Origin of the sequence: Microcoleus sp. AT9b-C3 (genome assembly GCF_036705485.1) — a bacterium.
Lineage (GTDB): Bacteria > Cyanobacteriota > Cyanobacteriia > Cyanobacteriales > Microcoleaceae > Microcoleus.
Genome location: NZ_JAUBUR010000022.1, coordinates 59,538 through 78,313, shown reverse-complemented (window position 1 = coordinate 78,313; position 18,776 = coordinate 59,538). Strand labels below are relative to the sequence as shown.

At 45.5% G+C, this 18,776-nt stretch carries 9 protein-coding genes and 1 pseudogene; 4 read left to right on the top strand and 6 right to left on the bottom strand.

Annotated elements, in window-relative coordinates:
• Window positions 1-375: 375 nt before the first annotated feature.
• From QUB77_RS19740 to QUB77_RS19730, 3 genes are all read right to left on the bottom strand, one after another.
• Entirely contained in the window at window positions 376-2,892 is a 2,517-nt protein-coding gene (locus tag QUB77_RS19740) for an MASE1 domain-containing protein (RefSeq protein WP_333176707.1), read from the bottom strand.
• 563 nt (window positions 2,893-3,455) lie between these two features.
• Window positions 3,456-4,796 carry an ABC transporter substrate-binding protein gene (locus QUB77_RS19735; RefSeq protein ID WP_333176704.1) on the bottom strand — a complete coding sequence of 447 codons (1,341 nt, stop codon included), beginning with the start codon at window positions 4,794-4,796 and terminating at the stop codon, window positions 3,456-3,458.
• Between the two features lie 65 nt (window positions 4,797-4,861).
• Window positions 4,862-5,812 (bottom strand): RsmB/NOP family class I SAM-dependent RNA methyltransferase, encoded by a 951-nt coding sequence (locus QUB77_RS19730; protein ID WP_333176701.1) that lies wholly within the window; start codon window positions 5,810-5,812, stop codon window positions 4,862-4,864.
• A gap of 420 nt (window positions 5,813-6,232) precedes the next feature.
• Here QUB77_RS19730 and fmt point away from each other — a divergent pair, with 420 nt between their 5' ends.
• Entirely contained in the window at window positions 6,233-7,231 is a 999-nt protein-coding gene (gene fmt, locus QUB77_RS19725) for a methionyl-tRNA formyltransferase (protein ID WP_333176697.1), read from the top strand.
• Between the two features lie 84 nt (window positions 7,232-7,315).
• On the opposite strand, the gene QUB77_RS19720 is transcribed toward fmt, so the two are convergent.
• From QUB77_RS19720 to QUB77_RS19710, 3 genes and pseudogenes are all read right to left on the bottom strand, one after another.
• Window positions 7,316-8,557 (bottom strand): exonuclease SbcCD subunit D, encoded by a 1,242-nt coding sequence (locus tag QUB77_RS19720; protein WP_333176695.1) that lies wholly within the window; start codon window positions 8,555-8,557, stop codon window positions 7,316-7,318.
• Window positions 8,558-8,666: 109 nt separating this feature from the next.
• A pseudogene (locus tag QUB77_RS19715) lies at window positions 8,667-9,241 on the bottom strand (Uma2 family endonuclease).
• Window positions 9,242-9,329: 88 nt separating this feature from the next.
• Entirely contained in the window at window positions 9,330-10,607 is a 1,278-nt protein-coding gene (locus QUB77_RS19710; RefSeq protein ID WP_333176692.1) for an ATP-dependent DNA ligase, read from the bottom strand.
• 328 nt (window positions 10,608-10,935) lie between these two features.
• Here QUB77_RS19710 and QUB77_RS19705 point away from each other — a divergent pair, with 328 nt between their 5' ends.
• From QUB77_RS19705 to QUB77_RS19695, 3 genes are all read left to right on the top strand, one after another.
• Entirely contained in the window at window positions 10,936-11,241 is a 306-nt protein-coding gene (locus QUB77_RS19705; RefSeq protein WP_333176784.1) for a glutaredoxin family protein, read from the top strand.
• A 199-nt stretch (window positions 11,242-11,440) separates the two neighbouring features.
• The gene (locus tag QUB77_RS19700) at window positions 11,441-12,943 is read left to right on the top strand and encodes a UDP-N-acetylmuramoyl-L-alanyl-D-glutamate--2,6-diaminopimelate ligase (protein ID WP_333176689.1); all 1,503 of its coding nucleotides are present in this window, start codon (window positions 11,441-11,443) and stop codon (window positions 12,941-12,943) included.
• A gap of 169 nt (window positions 12,944-13,112) precedes the next feature.
• Window positions 13,113-18,641: an AAA family ATPase gene (locus tag QUB77_RS19695; RefSeq protein ID WP_333176686.1), complete on the top strand. Its 5,529-nt coding sequence runs from the start codon at window positions 13,113-13,115 to the stop codon at window positions 18,639-18,641.
• Window positions 18,642-18,776: the final 135 nt, after the last annotated feature.

Genomic DNA, 18,776 nt, shown 5'->3' with positions numbered 1-18,776 from the left:
CGCTCGCGGGCGCGGGTACTGGACAGGAAAATTTCTTATTCCCATGCCAGGAGAAACGATTTCAGCAGTTTTCGTATTTACTCATAAATTAATTAGGGTGATCTAACCCCCCCTAATCTTCTACCTCTATAGCAATTCTAAATTGTGTGGTAATTTATTACTCCCTCAGAGCGGGTGCGGGGAGAGTTAGGGGGGTGTAAAAATTTTATTTACGACTCATTTAATCTTACTCTATTTTAGAAAAACCTAGTAAAATAACTGAGTTTATAATGTGATAAATTATGTGCAATATCTCCCTAACGGCTCGTGCAATAATCAGCAACTAGCGGAGGAAAAGAAAATTGGCAGGAAGCGAAAAGAAGTGTCCAAAGAATATTATTCGTCAGACTTTTCGGTTGAGATTGAAAGGTCGGTGAAAATAGCTGGCAGCCGAATTGTAAAAGTAGAACCTTTGTCCACCTCGCTTAAGGCAGAAATGTCTCCGCCCATCATTTCGCAGAATTTCTTAGTAATCGTCAGCCCCAAACCAGTGCCGCCGTACTTCTTAGTAGTTGAAGAATCGGCTTGCGTGAAAGGCTCAAAGATTCTGGCTAACTGTTCGGGACTCATGCCAATGCCGGTATCTTTAACCGTAAAAATGATCCAATCTTGAGCGGAAGATAATAGAGACAAGCTATTTTCAGCTTGGCCACCTCCTCTATACGCTCCAAGTTTTTTGCCTTTGTTTGCAGCGTCGGCGGGGATTTCGACGGATCGGGTAACGGCGAAGGTAATCGCGCCGGAGCAAGTAAATTTCGCGGCATTGCTGAGGAGGTTGAGCAGAGACTGCCGGAGTTTAGTCAAGTCGGTCTGCATCGAGCCAATATCCTCGGGGCATTGTATTTCTATGATATTGCTATTTTTGTCTGCCGTCGGCTTGATCGTGGCAACTACTTCCTCAACCAGAGTTGAAATGGTGAAGGTTTCGAGGTCGAAGTCGATGCGGCCTGCTTCTATTTTGGTCAAGTCGAGAATATCTTTAATCAGCGCTAGTAGATGTTGGCCGGCCGTGTTAATTCTCTGGAGGTCGTCGATGAACTCTTCGGCACCAAGGTCTCGCGCGTCTTCTTGCAGGATCTCGCTGTAGCCGATGATGGCGTTGAGGGGGGTTCTGAGTTCGTGACTCATGTTGGCGAGAAAAATGCTTTTGGATCTATTTGCAGCTTCGGCGGCTAATGCGGCCCGGCGGAATTCTTCGGAACGCAAGCGTTCGGTGATGTCGGTGGTCATGATTAAAACGCACTGAGTGCTGCCGAGGTGGATGAGTTCCACTGACAGCAGCCAGTCGCGCACTTCGCCGGCTTTGGTGCGAATTTTGATTTCTTGGTTGCTGATCGAATTTTGTGATTGCAAAATCTGGGCGAGCCGCCCCCCGTCTTCTGAATTGACGAATATTCCTAAGTCGTTGGCGGTGCGGCCGATAAATTCGTGCCGCAGCCAGCCTAATGAGCGCAAAAAGCTTTCGTTGGCATCGAGGAAGCATCCATCTGTGAGGGTGCAGATGCTGATCCCGACTGGGGAGGCGTGAAAGGCCTTGGAAAATCTTTCTTCTGAAGAACGCAGGGCGGCTTCGGCTTGCTTTCTGTCTGTGATGTCTTGGACGGTGCTGGTGATGTAGAGGGAGGTGACGGCGGCTTGTTCGTAGACTGTGCGGTTGCTGCCGTCGGGGAGTATAAGCCTGTAGTCGATGCTGTAAGGCTGTTGCTGAAATAAAGCGGCTTCGATCGAGGTTTTGACTAATTCTCTGTCTTCAGGGTGCACGTATTCCAAGAAGGCTTCCAGGCTGGGTTCAAAACTTCCCGGTTGCTGTCCCAGGATGCGGTAAATTTCCTCTGACCACCGCAATTGCTGGGCGTTGCGGTCCAAGTCCCAGTTGCCTAGCTGGGCGATGCGCTGGGCGTTAGCGAGGCTGGCTTCGCTGGCGCGCAGGGAGGCTTCTGCTTGGTGGCGTTCGGCGACGGTGGCAGCTAAGACTAAGCCGGTGACGGCGATGACGGCGATGAAGGCTTGCAGGGATAACAGTGCTTGGGGGATACTGCTGGCGTGTTTGAGGAAGGGGCCGCTACCTCGGGCTATGCCCCAGATGGCGAAGCCGCAGAGGATGAAGTTGGAGAGGGCGGTGTAGCGCTGACCGAATCGAAAGGCAGCCCAAACTACTAGGGGAAATGGTAAGTATTCGAGGGGATAGCGGGCGTAGGCGGCGCGGGTGCGGGAGCAAAAGACGAGCCACCCGACGGCTAGTAGCAGCAGCAGCCAAATCGCTCGTTCAACTATCTGTTTGCGACGATGGCTGGGGACTTTGGGCAATTGTTGCCACGTCAGCAGCAGCGGGGCGACGAGTAGAATTCCCATAGCGTCTCCCACCCACCAAGTCCCCCAAATCGTGCCAAAATTGCTCCAGCTAGATAAACCGGTCAGGCATACGACGATGCTGCCGATGGTGGAGTTGATCAGGGTAGAGCCCAAGGCTGCTAGTCCGACTATTCCTAAAACGTCTTTGAGCCGATCGAGCCTGGCGCTAAAGTTCATGCGCTGTAGCAGATAAGTTCCTGTCCACGCTTGCAGGGTTCTGGCACCTGCCGAGATTAATGCCGTGCCGATGTTGGCCGTCGGTACGCTCATGCTGAACAGGAAGCCTCCGATCGCGATTCCCGGCCACAGTTGCCGCCCGAACAGCAGCAGGGCGACTTGGGCAATTCCTGCTGCTGGCCACATCGGGTAAATTTCTGAACTGAGGGTGAGGGTGGAAACTGCGAATTTCGACGCCCAATAGTAGACCAGGGCGATCGCGCCTACTGCGAGGAAGTACCGCCAGGAATGTCCTTTGATTGCGTTAAGGAACTTTGTCTGCATTGTCGTTCGGGGAAAAGGTGGACGGTTGTTGGGGGCTCAGTAGGCGGCACGGGACAGGCAGAGGGTAGAGAAAATGTTTCTATTAGGTGATGGTAGGTCATGGGTGGTAGGTAGTGGGAGAAGCTTTTGAGCTAACTTTTTGTGGTGCCGTTGAGGGAGGGTTTTTTTTGTTCGATCAAATCTGCCCATGAATTTCGGGAGTATGGCTTTTTTGTAAATATATCTCTAATGGCTAAGCAATTGGTTTGTAAATTTTTGGTTTTTGTTAAAAATTTATTACCGAGCGAGAGCGGGTGTCTTTTTGTGTCGGGCGATCGTAACTCAATTCAGCCTAACATCTTGCACCATGCTCAATAATACCTAAAATACCTAAAATACCCATAACAGCAACGTAAAATCTCTGCTTTTAGGTGATTTTGAGGCAAGCAACACGGTTTTTGATTAGAAGTGCAGACTATAGTGATTTTCACTAGATTTTCAACCAATCAATCGAGGCTTTAAGTCTTTGGCTCGAAGACAGTGAAAGCGGATAATTTCCAGCTAATAAAAATATTTATTCTTGTCTATTTCTCTTTGGCTGTTGCAATATCTAAGGTTAGTGCCAAACGCTCTTGAGATTCTTTAAGGGCGTCTTGGGGGTTGCGACCGAGAAGGGTTGCCTCTATGGCGCGACCGAGGTTTTCTGAGAGGCGGGAGTAACCTGATATAATGGGTCGCGCTCTGGCTGAGTTCATTTGCTCTAAAAATACTTGTAAAAGAGGGTTTTTTTCCACAAAGCTTTGATAAGCTTGGCTCTGTCTCGATTTTAAGTTAATGGGTAAATAACCTGTTCCCAATGCCCATGCTGTTTGGAATTCTTCACCTATAACGTATTCTAAGAATACTAGGGCTGCTCGCTCTCGTTCTGGTGAGGTTTTCATTAAAAATAGGTTTTCACCCCCCACGACGGCTGCGGGGCGTTTGAGAATCGGTAAAGGCATTGCTGCGTAGTCGATCGGGCTTTGCTGCAACTGTGCTAGCGTCCACGGCCCGGTGATTTGCATGGCGACTTTGCCGGCGATGAAGTTGTCGAGTTCGTAACCGCGTTCGGGTGCTGACAATACTGCTGAACCTTCTTTTAACAAGTCGCTCCACAATTCTAAGGCGGCATGAGAACCGGGATTATCTATTTGGGGTACAGGACTTTGAGGTATTTTGCCTTTGAGTTCGCCGCCTGCGCTGAACATGAATGGCAGCCAGGTAAATACTGTCCATTCTCCTTTGCCTAGGGGGAGCACTATGCCGTGTTGGTCTGTGCGGCCGTCTCCGTTGGTGTCTTGCGTGAGCGATCGGGCTACTTGCTTTAATTGCGCCCAATTCTGCGGCACTTTTTTGATTCCTGCTGCTGCAAATAAGCTGGGACGGTAAAAGATGGCGACGTTATTTGTCGCTAGGGGAACTGACCAAGTGTGTCCGCCGAGTTCCATTGACTCGAAAAGTGCCGGGTAGATTTCGGCTTTTAGGGGCGATTTGTCGAGCCAGTTTTCTAAGGGTTGAATTGCGTTTAGTTCTGCTAGTTTTCCTGAAATTGTGGCAGCATTCCAAAGCAAATCCGGCGGTGCGTTGCCAACTATTGCTGTTAGTATTTTTGGCAATTGTTGGTCTGGCTGGCCGATGTAAACTGGTTCTACTTGGATGTTGGGATGTGTTTTATTGAATTTGTCAGTGAGAGTTTTAAATACGTCGCGATTGGGCGGGGGATTAATGCCGTGCCACAGTGTAATTTTTATTGGTTGGGCGTTTTTGGACGCGGGTGTGGTGGTGTTTTGACAGCCGCTTAATATTAGCAGATTTAAGGTAAGTAAAATGCAGACAGCTAGTTTGAGTGGCCTTTTAATTGCTTTAGATAATTTGGATAATATCATTTTTTAGGTGGATTCAGGGAAGAATATTTTTTTAAGCGCCGATGAACGCGGATGGAGGCGGATAGTTAGAGGTACGTAAAAAAAGCTAAATCTCGAAAATCTGCTGGTAGCTGATTTCTCTCTCCATCCAAGGTGTTTTGAAACAAAACGGTGAAAGCTCCTGCTCCTAGTCTATCTTGCGGCCACATCCGATAGCAAGGAATTTCTGTCAGGTGCGATCGATATTTTTCTAAATGAGGAACAGTGACTGGCCGAAATTCGGGGAATTTACTTAACAGCCATTCGCTGACTTGTTCATTTTCTGCGGTTGAATAAGTGCAGGTCATGTATGCAAGATAACCTTGCGACGCTACAATTTTAGCAGAATTGGCTAAAATTCTTTTTTGGCGGTTGGCATTGGTGTTGATGGTGACATGATGAAAGCAGCCGGGTGCTTTTTCTCCTTTTGCTAAGAGGGATTGACCAGTACAAGGAGCATCTACTATTACTAAATTAGCCGTTTGTGGCATCTTTTCGGCAAGTATTTTTGAATCGACGTTGGCGGCGGCGGATGGGCGAATTTGGCAGCGTCTTAAATTAGAGATCAGCATTCCCATGCGTTTGCCTATGACTTCGTTGCACAACAGCAATTTTGGGTTTAATGTTTTCCAGGCAAATATACTTTTTCCTCCGGGGGGGGCGCACATATCTAAGATTAGTTTGATTGGTGGGGGTATTGTTAACAATGTGGAGGCGGCGAAGATTGAGGAAAAGTCTAGACAGTAATAATGTCCTGCTTGATGTAAGGAATGTTTTCCCGGCTGTGATTCTAAGGCCAGTCTATCTACAAATTCTGGTTGCCAAGCAACTGGAATTTCGACAGTAAATGGGTTTTGTTTTGGTTTTGGTTGCACCCACAAGATAGCAGGATTAAAAGCTTGGGGATTGGTGACGGCATGAATAAACTTTTCTTGTTCGGCGGTGTCGGCAAATAAGCTGCGGCTGAGTTTAAGCAGGAGATTCGACGGTTTTTCCATGTTCGAGGGGATATGATAAGATTGAGATTAGCAGTGACAAAGGTAAATTAGATGATAATTATTAGTGTAGAACAGTTATAGTTAACTTGGGAAGAAGGGATGTAAATGTTGTTGCGTCTATCAAACCCATTGCTTTTGAGCGTTCGAGTCTGGCTGCACCTGAGTATCAATCGAGATCCTTTTTGCCGATCGCACAACTCGGAACTCTTCTCGAAGTGTATAATCTAGGAGCAAACTACTATTATTTAATTGAGAAAATAAAAATTACATGAGCCCGGCGGCTGAAAACACTCCTAACTCCCTTGTATCATAGCTGCTAGGCGCTCAATAGTCTCTACAATATACTATGGTTTTTTGCCATCACCTACTTGATGGCTAATGAGTAATGACTGAGGACTACTTACTAATAACGAACAATCTATGAAAATTGTCTTTTTTGGCACTCCCGATTTTGCTGTTCCTACTTTATCCAGTTTGCTAAGTCACCCAGAATTTGAGGTTGTGGGTGTGGTGACTCAGCCGGATAAACGTCGGGGAAGGGGGAATCAATTGATGCCTTCACCTGTAAAAGATGTGGCTTTAAATCACAGTCTCCCGGTTTGGCAGCCGCAGCGAATCAAGAAAGATGCTGAAACAATTGCCAAATTGCGGGAAGCGGAGGCGGATGTTTTTGTGGTGGTGGCTTATGGCCAAATTCTTTCTCAAGAAATTCTGGATATTCCTAGTTTGGCTTGCGTTAACGTTCACGGTTCAATTTTGCCGAAGTATCGCGGTGCAGCACCGATTCAACGCTGTCTTTTTGACGGGGAAAAGACAACAGGAATTACTACTATGCTGATGGATGCTGGGATGGATACTGGGGCGATGCTATTGAAGGCTTTTGCTGGTATTTCACTGTTGGATAATGCTGATTCTTTGGCGGATAGGTTGGCGGAAGTTGGGGCTGATTTGTTGATAGAAACTTTGGTGAAATTGAGGGATGGGGAAATTGAAGCTGTTGTTCAAGATGATGCTGAGGCGACTTATGCGCCGATGATTAAGAGTGCGGATTATGTGCTGGATTGGTCGAAAAGTGCGATCGACCTTCACAATCAAGTTAGGGGCTTTTTCCCGGATTGCACGACGACTTTTCGCGGCAATTCTCTGAAGGTGATAGCGACAGTGCCCGTCGGGCCGGAATATTGGCTGCAAATGCCAGCAGATTTGAGAGTTTTGGAACGCGAATGGCCTGTTTTAGCCCAGTTGTCGGGCGCAAATGGGGAAGTTGTCAAGGTTGTGAAGGGTTTGGGGGCGATCGTCCAAACCGGTGATGGTTTATTATTGTTGCGGGAGGTGCAGTTAGCGGGGAAAAAGGTGCAGTCTGGGGTAGATTTTGCCAACGGAACTCGGTTGGCGGTGGGCGAAATTTTTGGGAGTTAAATAGTATATTTAGGGCGGGCAGGATACCCACCCTACAATATTTGGCAGCAAAATCATCCTGTAGTTAGATGCGCGATTCTTGACCTAAAATTCGACCAAAACTTCCTCCGCATCGCCCAACAAACCCTGCGCCGCCTCCAACATACTCTCCGCAACATCTTTCAAATCTTCGCGACTTGCCAGATAAGTTTTCAAAGCTTCTAACGGTTCTATACTATTATTAGTATTCAATTCTGGCAACCGCGGCCTCGCTAGCTGACTGACTAATTCTGGTTGAATTGTGTAGCTGTGCGCTTCGCCCAGAAGTGCGTGCAATTCTCCGTTGTCGATTAAATCTAATTGTTCCGATCGCAATTGGTAAATTAATCTCACCACCGCGTCTTGGATTTCCTTCTTCCCAATAGCTTTAACTAACTCGGCTTGCGGGTTTTCCGATTCGGAAACATTCACTTTAATAGTCTGAAACACCCGCACTGGCAAAGTGCAAAATTCCCACTCTGCTTTCCCCCGTTCCAAATTAACTAACACAAAACCTTTATCTTCTTTCTCTTCGCTAAAATCAACTCGTTCGATACTTCCCGGATAAATTACGGGCGGATTGTTGGAAGCATTGAGATTTTGATGTTTGTGTACGTGGCCGAGAGCAACGTAATCAAAACAAGGGCGAGTTAGCATGGAAACGGGAATGTTAAAACCTTTGCCAACTGCTAAAAAACGTTCGGCGCCCAGACTTGCTTTATCTGCCATTAAGTGCGCTAAAAGTACGGTTGGTATGTCGGGGTTGAGGCGGCGGATTTCGCCTTCCATTGCGATCGTCAGTTTTTCGGTTAATAATTGGTTAACATCGCCCATAGAAAGGCTTTCAGTCTCGGAACGTGTCATTAAGGTCGATCGAGTCAACCAAGGCAATGTTACCACCTGTACCGGCCCGCTGCGGGTTTGAATCAGGTGAGTGTCCAGGCGATCGCCTACAATAAACTTAGGTATTCCCAAAGTCCGGTAAATCCCCAAACTCGCGCCACCTTGTCCCTGAGAATGCTGATCGTGATTTCCTACTAGCAAAACCGTCGGAATTTGCGCGTCAACCAAGCGGCTGAATTGGCAAGCAAAAGCCTCTTTGACAAACGGTGGAGGCGTCGAATCCGGGAAAGCATCGCCGCCGAATATGACTAAATCTACGGGTTCAGAAATTGCTCTATCCATACATTTACTCAGCGTCGCCGCGAAGTCTTCCAGCCGCGTATTTAAACCGGTTTCTGGATTAATCCGGCCGTGAGAAAAGCCACTGCCCATGTGAATGTCTGAAAGGTGTAAGATTTTAATCATTGTTTTTTCTATTTGTTAGTTATCGTTTCGATTCCTAGTGAGGACTTCAGTCCTCAGAAGAAGGATTTGCATTCCTGACTGTGAACCAAAGAAAGTTTTTTTTCATACATCACAATATGATGCCGGGTACTTTTTGATAAATTTCGCTAATTGCACAACTAAAATTCGCACTAACCAATTCTACTCTATCTCCTTGTCGGTAAGTCTGAGAAACCCAATTTCCCTCAGCATTGAGTCTAAAACATTCAATTTTGATTTCCGATTGAGTGATTAACACGTATTCTTCTAAACTCGATGCAGTTTGGTAATCGACAAATTTATTGCCCTGTCAAAAGATGCAGTTGAGGGAGATAGCACCTCAATAATTAGAGATGGATAGAGAATGAAGTCTTCGGTTGAACTTGTATCTCTTTCGTCGCAAGTCACCGCTACATCAGGATAGTAATAACAATTCGCCTCTTCCAGTCGGACTTTTATATCTGATGAAAGAACTAAGCAGGCACTCTCGCGGAGATGATTGTTAAGCAAACTTGCTAAATTTACTGAAATAACAATATGAGGTTTTTTTGCCCCTGTCATTGCATAAACGTGTCCGCGTCTGTATTCGTGTTTGATGGGGCTTACTCGTTCGCCCTCTAGGTACTCTTCTGGAGAGATGTAGAAATTATTTTTGCTAACAAACATTGATTTTTTCACCGATATTTTTCTTTGCCACTATTGGTTAATAATCGGATACCCGGCTGGGAAACGGCACTGCCGTTTCCCTACAAATTTAACAAAACTCCAAAAATCGGGCGTGCCACAGTTTGCCACTTTCTGTCAAACCCTGCGATCGCACTTTAATTTTGACACTTTTGGGGTTAGCCTCGTAGAGTCGGGCAATTTCCTGCATTTCCTCCCCGCTAAACCCGGTTCCCACGGTTCCTACTGGGACTAATTTGCCATCAATTGCTTGCGCTACTTTGACGGCGCTAAACGGCCGCCCCGCAACTTTTGTCGCCGTCAAACCCACAATAAACAAATCGTGTTCTTGACAGTATTTAGTTCTCACCATCGGATATTTCTTAACATCTTTGCCGCCGACATACTGGCAGTTGTGCAACACCCAAACTTCGCCTTCTCTATTTTCAGATTCCTGCTGATTTGCCAGGACGAGTTTTTCGGCGGTGGTGCGAAATGTCGGTACAACTTCAAAGGCTGGGGATAAATTCGCCAGCACTTCGCCAACTTCAACTCCCGCTGCAATTCGTTCGGATTCTGCCACGGTAGTTAAATCATTGCCTTTGAAAAACAAACTTTTAAAAATAGCATAAATTGCGTTGGGCTGGATTGTCGGAAAACCGTTTTCAATATTAACAGTAGCAGCTTGCGCCCCGGTGCGGTGTTCGCTGCCCGTACAGCTTTTGTAATAGAGTTCGCCGTCTAAAACAAAGGTGCCAATTTTAGCGGCTGTGTCGATTAATGTGCGATCGATCTCAATCGATGCTTGTTGCCGCAGGTTAGTCGATCGCGATTGGTAGTATACTTTATCTGGCGTCGCAATGACCACTACTCGATTGCCGTCGCGCTTTGGCTGTCCCCAATAATCGGGATTTTCGATGTAATAAGAACGATCGCTCGGCGCGTCAACCGGCTGCATGGTGACAATCCTTCCCGGCTGTAAGTGCGGCGGCAATTCGGGAACAATCGGATGGTAGACAGTTTCTATTTTTGGGGCGGAAGTTGAGTGTTTAGCAGCAGCGATATCGGCGGTAGAATTGTTTGGAGTATTGAGGGCGATCGGCTTTTCTCCCGTTTCCAATTCAAACGCTCTTTTCCAAAAGCCGATCGCCATTTCCGGGTATCCTTCCGACTCCGCGCACAGTGCAAAACCAATAACTTTTGCCGTACCAATTCCGCGCCCGTAATCAGCTAAATACTGCACGGCCCCCGCTTCTCCCATCAAGTGCAATCCTCGCGTCACGATGCGATTGTTCCAGCGTTCTCGAATGTCGGCGCTAATTTTTTTGGCTGCTTTTCGCTTTGCTTCTGCGTATTCGGTGCAGTCCATACTGCCTCCTTTATGTAGGGCTATTTATACACTATACTAAAAATTGATTTATTAGTCAAGGTTGAGTTTACAATTAGGTGATGTGAATAAATTTAACTCTTTCATTGGTGAACTAGATTTATTTTTTCACCCCAGAGGCGCAGAGGGCACAGAGGAAGAGAAGAAAGAGATAGTCAAGCGCGGTAATCTGTTCGCTGCCAATGCTAAGATAACTTCGATCGCGCATTGCGACCAATAAAGCAGGGAGTTACGTCTTACTCGCGTTGAGTTCGCCAACTTGCGATCGGACATTTCAGAATTTAAGATCGAGTTTAATCTTACTGTTATGATGCGATTGATTTTGTACAGCAAACCCGGATGCCACTTGTGCGAAGGGTTGCAAGAAAAACTCGAACAGATTGAAAGCCTCAAGTTTCAACTCGAAGTCAGAGATATTACCGAACAGGATGACTGGTTTCAAGCTTATCAGTACGAAGTTCCAGTTTTGTTTAAAGTGCAGCCCCAGCCCAAAAATTCTGTTGGCGAGGCTGCATTCTCCGCTGAAGAACTGTTACCCCGTCCTTCTCCCCGCTGCAGTGTCGCCCAATTGGAGCAAATGTTACAGAAATATTTGCAAATCGATCCGTCACAATAATACGATTTACCCAAAAACTCAGGTTTTAATCCTGACCTCGGGGTGCTCGGTGTGCAGCTTAATCTAGGCCGATAGGTTTTACACCGCGCATAAAAAAAACCTAGGGTTTGCACCGCACACAGCAAAAACCTGTAGAGATTGGCTCAAACAATGTGTTCCGCCAGTCATATTCAAGACATTCAAGCGAGGAGTTTTTCCGATGAAATTGAGAGAATTATTAGCAGCAGTTCCCAGCATTTCCTTTGACGCACAACATCCCGCCCTCGATGCCGAAGTCAAGGGTTTATCCACTAATTCCCACGCTTGTCAGGCGGGCGATTTGTTTTTGGGAATGCCGGGAACTCGGGTAGATGGGGGAGATTTTTGGCAAAGTGCGATCGAATCTGGTGCACTTGCCGCCATAATTTCCACCCAAGCAGCCGAGAAAACACCTTCGGAAGACGGGGGTACTTGCGTCATCGCAGCAGCCGATATGACTCAAGTTTGCGGTCAAATAGCAACTGCTTTTTACGGCAATCCTGCTAGCAAATTAAAACTTGTCGGCGTTACCGGGACTAACGGAAAAACTACAACAACTCATTTAATCGAATTTTTGCTCAATGAAATGCAGTTGCCGACGGCGATTTTTGGCACGCTTTACACTCGCTGGCCGGGCTTCCAACAAACTGCACTTTACACCACACCTTTTGCGGTTGACCTGCAAAAGCAATTATCAGAAGCTGTAGCAGCCGGATGCAAACATGGCGTGATGGAAGTCAGTTCCCACGCTTTAGCGCAGCAGCGAGTTTTGGGGTGTAATTTTGAAGTTGCTGTCTTTACAAACTTGACTCAAGATCATCTCGATTATCACCGCGATATGGAAGATTATTTTGAGGCTAAATCGCTTTTATTTGGTTCGGATTACCTCGCAAATCGCGCTGTAATTAATATTGACGACCCCTACGGGCAGCGGATAGTTGAAAATTTAAAGTCCGACCGAGTTTGGAGTTACAGCACTGTTCTGAAAACGGCAGATTTGTATGCTTTTGATTTGGAATATCAGCCGAATGGAGTTAAGGGAATGCTGCACACTCCGAAGGGCGAAACTGCTTTTTCTTTGCCTTTAGTCGGTCAGTTCAATTTATCAAATATGTTGGCGGCTGTCGGTGCTGTTTTGGAATTGGGTTTAGATTTGTCCGCAATTGTGGAGAAATTATCTCAGTTTTCGGGAGTTCCGGGACGGATGGAACGGGTGCAAATTAGTCCCGACCAAGATATTAGCGTTATTGTCGATTACGCGCACACTCCCGACAGTTTGGAGAACTTGTTGAAGGCGTCGCGGCCGTTTATTCCGGGTCAGATGATTTGTGTGTTTGGCTGCGGTGGCGATCGCGATCGCACTAAGCGGCCGATAATGGGTAAAATCGTTGCAGAATTAGCCGATTTAACTGTTGTTACTTCCGACAATCCGCGCACGGAAAATCCCGATCGCATTTTGCAGGATATTTTAGCAGGAATTCCCGCCGCAGTAAAGCCGATCGTTTTGTGCGATCGAGCGGCTGCAATTCGCACTGCTATTATGGAGGCTAAACCGGGAGATGGCGTGCTGATTGCAGGAAAGGGACACGAAGATTATCAGATTTTGGGCACTGAAAAAGTCCATTTTGACGATCGAGAACAAGCGCGAGATGCCTTGAAAGCCAGAATGAATTCGGTTAACTGAATTCGGTTAACTGTTAACGGTTAACTGCGAACAGCTAACCGTTAACGGTTAACTGTTCGCGGGCGGCGAAATTTGTTATATTTTTAAGTATTAATACGAAGCTAGAATCTGATTTGCACTAGATTATAATAGTAAGACAAAATATTTTAACAGCAAAATAATTATTGTTATGATAGAACTAACTGGCTATCAAATTCTCGCTCGAATTTATTCAGGCACTCGCACCCTAGTTTATCGCGGAATTCGCCTCTGGGATCAAAAACCGGTCGCCATCAAAGTCTTGCGGAACGAGTATCCTAGCTTCAGCGAACTCTTGCATTTTCGCAATCAATACACGATCGCCAAAAACCTGAATTTGCCCGGAATCATCCAAACCTACAGCTTGGAACCCTACCGGAACGGCTATGCGCTGATTGTGGAAGACTTCGGGGGAATTTCTCTAAAGGAATGGACGGGGAAAGGAAAAACCGTGCCATCTCTGGTTGATTTTTTCCAAATTGCGATCGACCTAAGTAACACATTAGATATACTTTACCGCCACCGCATCATTCACAAAGATATTAAACCCGCCAATATTTTAATAAATCCTGAGACTAAACAAGTCAAACTCATTGACTTTAGTATTGCATCTTTGCTGCCGCGAGAAACCCAAATAGTGATGAGTCCCAACGTAATTGAAGGAACACTTAGCTATATATCTCCCGAACAAACAGGAAGGATGAATCGCGGCCTTGACTACCGCACAGACTTTTATTCATTAGGTGTAACCTTTTACGAACTGCTGACAGGAAAATTACCATTTCAATCCAGCGATCCAATGGAATTGATCCACTGTCATATTGCCCAGCACCCGCCATCTGTACGTGAAATAAATCCCAAAATTCCCCTTGTCCTCTCGGAGATTGTCAGCAAATTGATGGCCAAAAATGCCGAAACTCGCTATCAGAGTGCATTAGCGTTAAAAGCCGATTTAAAAACTTGTTTGCAACAACTCAATGAGACAGGTAAAATTGAGAATTTTGCCATTGGGCGGCGAGATTTTTGCGATCGCTTTATCATACCAGAAAAACTCTACGGCCGATCAACCGAAGTCGCTGCGTTATTAGCAGCATTCGAGCGAGTAGCAAACCCCTCTAAATCTCCGTCACCAAAAGAGCCTAGAACCGATAGAAATGATGTAAAAGAAGACCTCCTCTTGATTAAGGAGGACGGGCGTGACTCGAATTTATCCCGCAGCGAAATGATGCTAGTTGCCGGATTTTCCGGCATTGGGAAAACCGCTGTAGTCAACGAAATTCACAAACCCATAGTTCGCCAACGCGGTTATTTTATCAAAGGCAAATACGACCAATTTCAACGCAACATTCCCTTTAGTGCTTTTGTGCAAGCCTTCCGAGATTTAATGGATCAATTACTCTCAGAAAGCGACGCTCAGCTCGAACAATGGCAAAGGAAAATTATCAAGGCTCTTGGCGAAAATGGTCAAGTTATTGTAGAAGTAATTCCCGAGTTGGAACGAATTATTGGCAAACAACAGCCTGTCTCTGAACTTTCGGGAAGTGCCGCAGAAAATCGTTTCAATTTACTATTTCAAAAATTTATCTCTGTTTTTGCCACCCAAGAACATCCCTTAGTGATTTTTTTGGATGATTTGCAATGGTCAGATTCAGCATCCCTGAAGCTGTTGCAAGTGTTGATGAGTGAAAAAGATAGTCAGAATTTGCTGGTAATTGGGGCATATCGAGATAACGAAGTATCCCCGGCTCATCCATTTATGTTGGCAGTAGCAGAGATGGAAAAATCCCAAGTAAGGGTAAATACTATTACCTTGGAACCTCTAAGTCAAGTCGATATTAACTATTTGATAGCAGATACGCTCTCGTGCGAGATCCTTCTTGCTCAGCCATTAACTGAGTTAGTTTATCAAAAAACCAAAGGCAATCCATTTTTTGCCACGCAATTTCTCAAGGCGCTACAGGAAGATGGGCTGATTGCGTTTGACCCCACCCCCCTTTCATCCCCCCTTATCAGGGGAGGACAAACGGGGGTAACAGGGGGGTGGCAGTGCGATATTGCCAAAGTCAAAGCCCTAACTATCACCGATGATGTAGTGGAGTTTATGGCAGTGCAATTGCAGAAGTTGCCGCCAGAAACTCAGGATGTGCTGAAGTTGGCTGCGTGCATAGGAGCGCACTTTGATTTGAATACATTGGCGGTAGTCAGCGAGAAGTCGCCAGAAGAAACTGCTGCGGATTTGTGGAAATCATTGCAAGAAGGATTCATCTTACCAACCAGTGAAATTTACAAGTTTTATCTAGGAAAAGAAGAGCGGACAACCAGCCCCGCATTGCCAACTACAGCAGCTCAATTACCTCACTACAAATTTCTACACGATCGAGTTCAGCAAGCTGCTTATTCATTAATTCCTGATGACCAAAAGCAAGCAACCCATCTCAAAATTGGACAGTTACTTCTTCCAAATTTTTCCGAAGTGGAAAGAGGAGAAGAAGTGTTCGATATTATTAATCATTTTATCATTGGGTCGGCGCTAATAACGCAGCAAGAAGAACGCACCAAGCTCGCTAAGATTAGCCTTTTTGCAGGGCATAGAGCCAAACTATCAACAGCTTATGAATCTGGGACAAAATATCTCGCCTTTGGCTTAAATTTTCTACCGAATAATAAATGGCAATGTGCCTACGAATTGACCTTTAGTGTATATATAGAAAGTATTGAGACTGAGTTTTTGGCCGGAAACTTTGAGCAAGCTGAAAAATTAGTACAAATCGCGTTTAGCCATGCCAAATGTAGTCTCGATCGAGCCAAAATAGTTGCGATTCAGCTAACTCATTATCAAAATAACGCCCTGTATCAAAAGGCGATTCAGGTAGGAATCCAAGGGCTGAAACTGTTAGGCTTAGAACTGGCGGTTATACCAAATGAAGCAGAGTTAGAAGGGATGGCTCGCGAAGTTAAAAAAACCTTAAATCAGCGCGCAGTTGCAGAACTAATCGACGCACCACTCATTGTCGATGAAGAACGCCAGATGCTGATAAAACTGCTAATGAACATGGTACCGCCCACTTACCTGACTAATCAGGAGTTATTAGTGTTGGTTGTTTTACACATGACCAATCTCTGTTTGCAATACGGGAATACCAATGTGGCGGGTTTTGTTTATGTTTGGTATGGCACAATTCTCTGCCAACGCTTTCAAGATTATGAATTGGGTTATGAGTTTGGAATTTTAGGGTTGAAGGTGAATGAAAAATTTAATAACACCACCCTGAATGGCAAAATTTATATGTCGTTCGGCAACTTTATCAACCATTGGCGCAAGCACGTCAGTTCTAATCTTGTTCTGCAACAAGCTGCTTATCAGGGAGCAATGGAGGTAGGCGATTTTTCTTGGTGTCATCACAGTGCTCTGTTCAGTTTTTGGCAGCAGGCGATCGTATCAAGCGATATTCACAGTTTGCTGGCTCGACATGAAAAGTACATCAGCTTTGCCGAACGGACGGAGATTACGACAGCGTTTGCCCTAATTCTTCAGTGCAAACTCCTAGAGAATTTGCAAGGGCTAACGATAGGGAAGTATAGCCTTAGCTCTGAAACATTTGATGAAGAGTCGGCGCTAGCAACATTCAATGAAATTGGCTATGGCTATGGCAGTAGTACATACTATTTCGCTAAAGCCTTTTTGTTTTTCACCTATGGTGAGTATGCTAAAGCTTATGAAATGTTAGTAGCTGCCGCAGAGTTTTCTAATACACTTTATGGACAATTTCAACGTGTTATGCATTGTTTTTATCAGTCTTTGACTGTATTGCAACTTTCTGGGGGAGCACCGGAAAAAAAACAAAAAGATTATCAAGAAGTTGTTCAGAAGAATCGGGAACAACTTCAAATCTGGGCAAACAACAGTCCTGAAAACTGTCTGTCCAAATTTCTGCTTTTAGAAGCGGAGATGGCTCGTGTTGCTGAAGAAAAATGGCAGGCTGCTGATTTTTACGATCGCGCCATTCAACTCGCCCAAGAAAACCAATTCCTCAACGAAGAAGCCCTCGCCCACGAACTCGCAGCTAAATTCTACCTCGACTGGGGCAAAGAAAAAGTCGCCGCAGGCTATATGCAGGAAGCCTACTATTGTTACGCCCGCTGGGGAGCCAAAGCAAAAACCGATGACCTAGAAAAACGTTATCCCGATCTGCTGCGCCCCATCTTACAACAGTCCGGCAAACCCATCACTATTTTAGAAACCCTATCGACACTCACCAATCCCAACTACTCAATTCATTCGAGCATCCCCCACAGTACCTCAAGCACCTCCATCAACCATGCTCTTGATTTTACGACCCTGCTGCAAATCTCCCAAACGATCTCCAGCACGATCGACCTGCATGAGTTGCTGCAAATTCTGAGCCAAACCATGCTACAAAACTCTGGAGCCGATCGCTGTGTACTGATGCTCTGCCAAGATCAACAATGGCAAGTGCGGGCGATGGCTACCTGGGAAAACATTAGCCTGCAAAGGCAACCCCTAGATAACAATCCCACCGTTCCTGTTAAATTAATCCAGTATGTCAAAAACACCCTAGCAGCAGTTGTCATCGATCACCTCAAAACTGATCTGCCTGTGATTGACGATTATTTAGAGTATCACAAACCAGAGAGTTTGCTGGGTTTGCCAATTCTAAATCAGGGGAATTTGGTCGGCATTTTGTATCTAGAAAATCGGATAACCAGTGGGGTGTTTAGTCGCGATCGCCTCCTAGTGTTGAATTTTCTCTCTAGTCAAGCGGCGATCGCTCTAGAGAATGCCCGTCTCTATCACCAAGTGCAGCAGACTTTGAATGAACTTCAGCAAACTCAGATGCAAATGATCCAAAGCGAAAAGATGTCAGCATTAGGTAATCTAGTGGCAGGGGTTGCCCATGAAATCAACAACCCCGTTGGTTTCATTGCCGGGAACATTAATGAAGCTCATGCTGGAGTCCAAGACTTAATTGATTATTTGCGCCTCTATCAAGAAAAGTATCCTCCATCGGAAGCAGAATTAATTAATAAAGCAGAGGAAATAGATTTAGATTATCTAGTAGAAGATTTACCCAAAATGTTGAGTTCCATGAAAATAGGATGCGAGCGTATCAAAAACATTAGCACATCTCTCCGTACTTTCTCTCGCGCCGATACGGCTCATAAAGTTGAGGCGAATATCCACGAAGGTCTCAATAGCACTTTGATGATATTGCGCCATCGCCTGAAAGCGAACGACAAGCATCCTGAAATTAAAATCATTAAAGAGTACGGCAAGATTCCCAACGTAAAATGTTATTTGGGGCAATTAAACCAGGTATTTATGAATTTGTTAGCAAATGCGATCGATGCCTTAGAAGAATCGAATCAAGGACGGAGTTTTGCCGAAATTCAGGCCCACCCCAATCAAATCACTATTCGGACAAAAGTAGAAAGTGAAAAGGTAAAAATTTCCATCGCCGATAACGGAAAAGGAATGTCAGAAGATGTGAAAAATCGTATCTTCGACCATCTATTTACCACTAAAGATGTGGGCAAAGGAACTGGGTTAGGACTGGCGATCGCACGTCAAATTGTAGAAGAAAAACACGGCGGAAAACTGAGTTGTTTTTCTTCACCAGGAGAAGGAACCGAGTTTGTCATTGAGATTTTAATTGATTAATGCGATCGGGCTGTAGGGGCGGGTTTTACCAACAATATTTGAGGCTCACAAACAATTTATAAAAACCCGCCCCCACCCAACCAATAACCCAGATTAACATGAGGTTCGATCCCCTCCAAAAAAGATCAATTTGGA

What these genes read in the sequence shown, in the direction of transcription:
- QUB77_RS19740 (WP_333176707.1), bottom strand. Translation starts at nt 2,892, where the DNA reads ATGCAGACAAAGTTCCTTAACGCAATCAAAGGACATTCCTGGCGGTAC.
- QUB77_RS19735 (WP_333176704.1), bottom strand. Translation starts at nt 4,796, where the DNA reads ATGATATTATCCAAATTATCTAAAGCAATTAAAAGGCCACTCAAACTA.
- QUB77_RS19730 (WP_333176701.1), bottom strand. Translation starts at nt 5,812, where the DNA reads ATGGAAAAACCGTCGAATCTCCTGCTTAAACTCAGCCGCAGCTTATTT.
- fmt (WP_333176697.1), top strand. Translation starts at nt 6,233, where the DNA reads ATGAAAATTGTCTTTTTTGGCACTCCCGATTTTGCTGTTCCTACTTTA.
- QUB77_RS19720 (WP_333176695.1), bottom strand. Translation starts at nt 8,557, where the DNA reads ATGATTAAAATCTTACACCTTTCAGACATTCACATGGGCAGTGGCTTT.
- QUB77_RS19710 (WP_333176692.1), bottom strand. Translation starts at nt 10,607, where the DNA reads ATGGACTGCACCGAATACGCAGAAGCAAAGCGAAAAGCAGCCAAAAAA.
- QUB77_RS19705 (WP_333176784.1), top strand. Translation starts at nt 10,936, where the DNA reads ATGCGATTGATTTTGTACAGCAAACCCGGATGCCACTTGTGCGAAGGG.
- QUB77_RS19700 (WP_333176689.1), top strand. Translation starts at nt 11,441, where the DNA reads ATGAAATTGAGAGAATTATTAGCAGCAGTTCCCAGCATTTCCTTTGAC.
- QUB77_RS19695 (WP_333176686.1), top strand. Translation starts at nt 13,113, where the DNA reads ATGATAGAACTAACTGGCTATCAAATTCTCGCTCGAATTTATTCAGGC.